The organism is Streptomyces phytophilus, assembly GCF_013870535.1.
Lineage (GTDB): Bacteria > Actinomycetota > Actinomycetes > Streptomycetales > Streptomycetaceae > Streptomyces > Streptomyces phytophilus.
On sequence record NZ_JACBXC010000316.1, the window covers coordinates 1 to 5524 of the forward strand.

The 5524-nt window shown below is 72.8% G+C and carries 4 protein-coding genes; all 4 read left to right on the forward strand.

Annotated features, from left to right (window positions below; genetic code table 11):
• On the forward strand, positions 1–1622 hold a 1622-nt coding region (locus H5J30_RS15865), incomplete at its 5' end, for a discoidin domain-containing protein (protein ID WP_181788085.1).
• 49 nt (positions 1623–1671) lie between these two features.
• Positions 1672–2703 carry a LacI family DNA-binding transcriptional regulator gene (locus tag H5J30_RS15870; RefSeq protein ID WP_181788086.1) on the forward strand — a complete coding sequence of 344 codons (1032 nt, stop codon included), beginning with the start codon at positions 1672–1674 and terminating at the stop codon, positions 2701–2703.
• Between the two features lie 819 nt (positions 2704–3522).
• Positions 3523–3867, forward strand: coding sequence for an ArsR/SmtB family transcription factor (locus H5J30_RS15875; RefSeq protein ID WP_181788087.1), 345 nt, complete (start codon positions 3523–3525; stop codon positions 3865–3867).
• Positions 3864–5524, forward strand: a 1661-nt coding sequence (locus H5J30_RS15880; protein WP_181788088.1) for a SulP family inorganic anion transporter, incomplete at its 3' end; no start/stop codon positions are given. The genes H5J30_RS15875 and H5J30_RS15880, both read left to right, overlap by 4 nt.

The window sequence follows — 5524 nt, forward strand, 5'->3', positions numbered from 1 at the left end:
GCTCGCAGGGCGACTGGCAGCTCACCGTCGACGGCCAGCCGTACACCGTCAAGGGCCTGACCTGGGGCCCGCCCGTCGCCGAGGCCGCCGACTACATGCCCGACGTCGCGTCCCTGGGCGCCAACACGGTACGTACCTGGGGCACCGACGCCACCACCCGCCCGCTGCTCGACGCCGCCGCCGCCAACGGCGTCAAGGTCATCGCCGGCTTCTGGCTCCAGCCCGGCGGCGGCCCGGGCAGCGGCGGCTGCGTCGACTACGTCACGGACACCGCGTACAAGAACGACATGCTCGCCGAGTTCCCCCGCTGGGTCGAGGAGTACAAGGACCACTCCGGGGTGCTGATGTGGAACGTCGGCAACGAGTCGGTCCTCGGGCTGCAGAACTGCTACGAGGGCGCGGAGCTGGAGCGCCAGCGCGACGCGTACACCGGCTTCGTCGACGACGTCGCGGAGAAGATCCACGAGGTGGACCCGAACCACCCCGTGACCTCGACCGACGCCTGGGTCGGCGCCTGGCCGTACTACAAGAAGAACGCCCCCGACCTCGACCTGTACGCCGTCAACTCGTACGCGGCCGTCTGCGACGTGCGCGCCGCCTGGGAGGCCGGCGGCTACGACAAGCCGTACATCGTCACCGAAGGCGGCCCGCCCGGCGAGTGGGAGGTCGAGGACGACGCCAACGGCGTGCCCGAGGAGCCGTCGGACGTCGCGAAGGCCGAGGGCTACGGCCGCGCGTGGGACTGCGTCACCGGCCACCAGGGCGTCTCGCTCGGCGCCACCCTCTTCCACTACGGCACCGAGAACGACTTCGGCGGCGTGTGGTTCAACCTCACCCCGGACAAGCAGCGGCGGCTGTCGTACTACGCGGTCAAGGAGGCGTACGGCGGCGACACGGGCGGCGACAACACCCCGCCGGTGATCTCCGGCCTGGCCGCGGAGAACCCGGGCGCGGTGCCGGCGGGGCGGGAGTTCACGCTCTCCGCGGACGTCGCGGACCCGGACGGCGACCAGCTCACGTACGAGGTCCTCGTCAACAGCAACTACGTCGACCAGGACAAGGCGCTGCGGCCGGCGCAGTTCCGGCAGACGGGCGACGGGACGTTCGCGGTGACGGCGCCCGACAAGCTCGGCGTGTGGAAGGTGTACCTGCGCGCGGCGGACGGCAAGGGCAACGTGGGCATCGAGACGCTGTCGGCGAAGGTCGTCCCGCCGCCGGTCGACGGCACCAACGTCGCCCAGGGCAAGCCGTCCACGGCGTCCACCGAGCAGACCGACGCCTACGGCGGCTGCCCCTGCGAGGCGGGCGACGCCACGGACGGGAGCTACGACACGCGCTGGGCCAGCTCGTGGACCGACCCGCAGTGGCTGAGCGTGGACCTCGGCGAGCGGACGGCGTTCGACCACGTCCAGCTCGCGTGGGAGGGCGCCTTCGCCAGGTCGTACGCGATCCAGGTCTCGGACGACGGGCAGAACTGGCAGACGGTGTACGAGACCGCCGAGGGCAACGGCGGGATCGACAGCCTGGAGGTCTCCGGAACCGGCCGCTACGTGCGGATGAACGGCACCGCGCGGGGCACCGGATACGGGTACTCGCTCTACGAGTTCGGCGTGTACAGCTGACCGAACAACCGTCGGAGAGCGGTTTCCGGCGCGTGCTATAAAGGCGCGTATGGGCAGACCGCCGACGCTGGAGGACGTGGCCCGGGTCGCCGGAGTGTCCCGGGCCACGGTCTCGCGCGTGATCAACGGCACCCGGAACGTCGACCCCGCGATCCAGGAGACCGTACGCGCGGCCGTCCGCACCACGGGCTACGCGCCCAACAGCGCGGCCCGCTCCCTCGTCACCCGGCGCACGGGCGCGGTCGGCCTGGTGATCTCCGGCGCCGGCGAGGGCGGCGACGAGGCCGCGTACCGGCGCTACGTCTTCTCCGACCCCTTCTTCGGCCGCGTCGTCGACGGCGTGATGGGCGCGCTGCGCCCGCGCGGCATGCACCCGATGCTGATGCTCGCCGAGACGGCGGACGCCCGCGAACAGGTCGTCGCCCACCTCCGCCAGGGCATCGCGGACGGCGCGCTGCTGGTCTCCACCCACGGCGAGGACCCGCTGCCGGGGATGCTCACCGCCGCGGGGGTGGCGACGGTGCTGTTCGCCCGCCCGGCCCGCCCCGTCCCCGCCGGCTACGTCGACCTGGCCCACCGCGACGGCGCCCGCCTGGCCGCCGAACACCTGCTGGCCCGCGGCTGCCGCCGCCCGGTGACGATATGCGGCCCCCTGGACGTACTCGCGGGCCAGGAGCGCCTGGACGGCTTCAACCAGGCGATGGCCCGCCGCGGCCACGCGTACGTACCCTGCGCGGAGGGCAACTTCACGGCGGCCGCCGGCGAGCAGTCCATGACCAGGCTGCTGCGCGAACACCCCGACCTGGACGGCGTCTTCGCGGCGAACGACCTGATGGCACGGGCGGCGGTGCAGGTCCTGCGGGAGCAGGGCCGGCGGGTGCCGCAGGACGTGGCGGTGGTCGGCTTCGACGACAGCAGCGCGGCGACGGCGACGCGGCCGGAGCTGACGACGGTGCGGCAGCCTGTGGAGGAGATGGCGGGCGAGATGGTACGGCTGCTGCTGACGGCACTGGAGTCGCCGGAGGCACCGCCGGAGTCGGTGATCTTCGAACCGGAGCTGGTGGTACGGGAGTCGGCGTAGCGGATCCGCGGGAGCCGGCCACGTAGGAGGACAATGCCTTTCGCGTTCGGAATCTTCGACGTCCTCACGTACGCGATACCGGGAGCGCTCCAGCTCTCCCTGGGCGCCTCGGCATCGCGGACGTCCCGGACCTGACCGCGGGCCCGGCGGGGCTGGTGGTCATCGGCGCGGTGGGGGCGAGAGCCCGGGTACCGGAGGCCCGGGAGCGACCGTTCACGAGCGCGGACCTCCCCCTGCTCCTGGCGGCGGAACAGCACGACAGGGAGACGGCGGGGGAGGTACTGCGGCTGCGGGGCCTGACGCTGATGCGGTACGCACCCAGAGGGTACGAACTCGCGGTAACCCACCCCCAAAACCACCCCAAATCACCCACCAGACCAGACTTTCGCCCACCCACCCCCACCCAGCCAACCCACCCCGGGCCGCTCGGCGATCGGAGTTGATGCGACTCCGGCGATCCGGCCCCCGGCGCTGGGGCGCGTCGCCGATCGGGGCGGCCCCAACTGCCGGTGGTCCGCCCCCGTCCGCACGGCACCGCCTCCGTAGATACGACACCGACCCAACCCCACGCCTGACCGGCCGACCGCGCCGGTGACCCGGGTTCGTTGTCAGAGCAGGCGCCTACCCTTGGGCGGGTGTGAGGGGCTGGAGTGCAGGGGTTGGGTGAACCGGCCCCCGCAGGCCGCCTCCGCCCCACACCGACCGCACACCACCCCCACCGCACCCCGCACCCATCCCCACCCCCACTTCGGAAATTGCATTACTCTGCAATTTCCTACATCATGTAGTCGTCGTCGCGATCACTTGGAGTCAGTTCACGTGCAGGTCCCGCTCTACCAAGCCAAAGCCGACCTGTTCCGCATGCTCGGCCACCCCGTCCGCATCCGCGTCCTCGAACTCCTCCAAGACGGCCCCATGGCCGTCCGCGACCTCCTCACCCAAGTCGGCGGCATAGAAGCCCCCGCCCTCTCCCAGCAACTCGCCGTGCTCCGCCGCTCCGGCATCGTCACCGCCACCCGCGAAGGCTCCACCGTTGTGTACGCCCTCGCCGGTGGCGACGTCGCCGAGTTGATGCGTGCCGCCCGGCGCATCCTCACCGAGATGCTCGCCGGGCAGAACGAGCTTCTCGCCGAGTTGCGGGAAGCGGAGGCCGAGGCGCGGTGAGCACACTTCTGGCCCGGGCCTGGGGCCCGGTTCGTGCGTTGCTGCCTGCGCGTGCCGAGTTCGCGGCGATGAGGCGTGATCCGCGGCGTGATCTGCTCGCCGGGCTGACGGTGGCGATCGTCGCGCTGCCCCTCGCGCTCGGGTTCGGGGTCTCCTCCGGGCTCGGCGCGGAGGCCGGGCTGGCCACCGCCGTCGTGGCGGGGGCCGTGGCCGCGTTCTTCGGGGGGTCGAACCTTCAGGTCTCCGGGCCGACCGGGGCCATGACCGTCGTCCTCGTGCCGATCGTCGCGGAGTACGGGCCCGGCGGGGTGCTGGCCGTCGGGCTGATCGCGGGGGTCATGCTGGTGGGGCTCGCGGTGGCGCGTGCGGGGCGGTACATGCAGTACGTACCGGCGCCCGTCGTCGAGGGCTTCACCCTCGGCATCGCGTGCGTGATCGCCCTCCAGCAGATGCCCAACGCCCTCGGCGTCGAGAAGCCGGAAGGCGAGCGCGTCCTCACCGTGACCTGGCGGGCGCTGGAGGAGTTCGCCGCCGCCCCCGACTGGACCGCCGCCTCCCTCACCGCGGGCGTCGTCGCGGTCATGCTCGCCGGGGCCCGCTGGCGGCCCGCGATCCCGTTCTCCATCGTCGCCGTCGTCGCCGCCACCCTCGCGGCGCAGGTGTTCGGCCTCACCGGCGCGAAGCCCATCGGCGAGCTGCCCGCCGGCCTCCCGGCCCCGTCCCTCTCCTTCCTCGAACCGGGCGACCTCGGCAGCCTCCTCGCGCCCGCCGTCGCCGTCGCCGCCCTGGCCGCGCTGGAGTCGCTGCTGTCCGCGCAGGTCGCGGACGGCATGACGGCCGGCCGGAAGCAGGGCCCCGACGGCACCGCCACGCCCGCGGCTCAGAAGCACGACCCGGACAAGGAACTCTTCGGGCAGGGGCTGGCCAACATCGCCGCGCCCCTCTTCGGCGGCGTACCCGCGACCGGTGCCATCGCCCGTACCGCCGTCAACGTCCGCACCGGTGCCCGCTCCCGGCTCGCCTCCCTCACCCACGCCGCGATCCTCGCCGTGATCGTCTTCGCCGCCGCGCCGCTGGTGTCGAAGATCCCCCTCGCCGCCCTCGCCGGGGTGCTGCTCGCCACCGCCGTACGCATGGTGGAGGTCGCCTCGCTGCGCGCCATGGCCCGCGCCACGCGCTCCGACGCCGCCGTGCTGGTGCTCACGGCCGGCGCCACCCTCGCCCTCGACCTCGTCTACGCGGTGATCATCGGCCTGCTCGTCGCCGGCGCCCTCGCGCTGCGCGCGGTGGCCCGGCACGCGCGGCTCGACCAGGTCTCCTTCCGCGCCCACCTGCCCGGCGACCACACCGACGAGGAGCACTCGCTGCTCGCCGAACACATCGTCAAGTACCGCCTCGAAGGGCCCCTGTTCTTCGCCGGCGCGCACCGCTTCCTGCTGGAGCTGACCGACATCGCGGACGTTCGCGTCGTCATCCTGCGGATGTCCCGGGTCTCGACGATCGACGCCACGGGCGCGCTGGTCCTCAAGGACGCGGTGGAGAAGCTCGACCGCCGCGGCATCGTCGTCATGACCTCCGGCATTCGCGCCGAGCACCGCCAGGCCCTCGACTCCGTCGGCGCGCTCGACCTGCTACGGGCCGAGGGCCGCGAGTACGC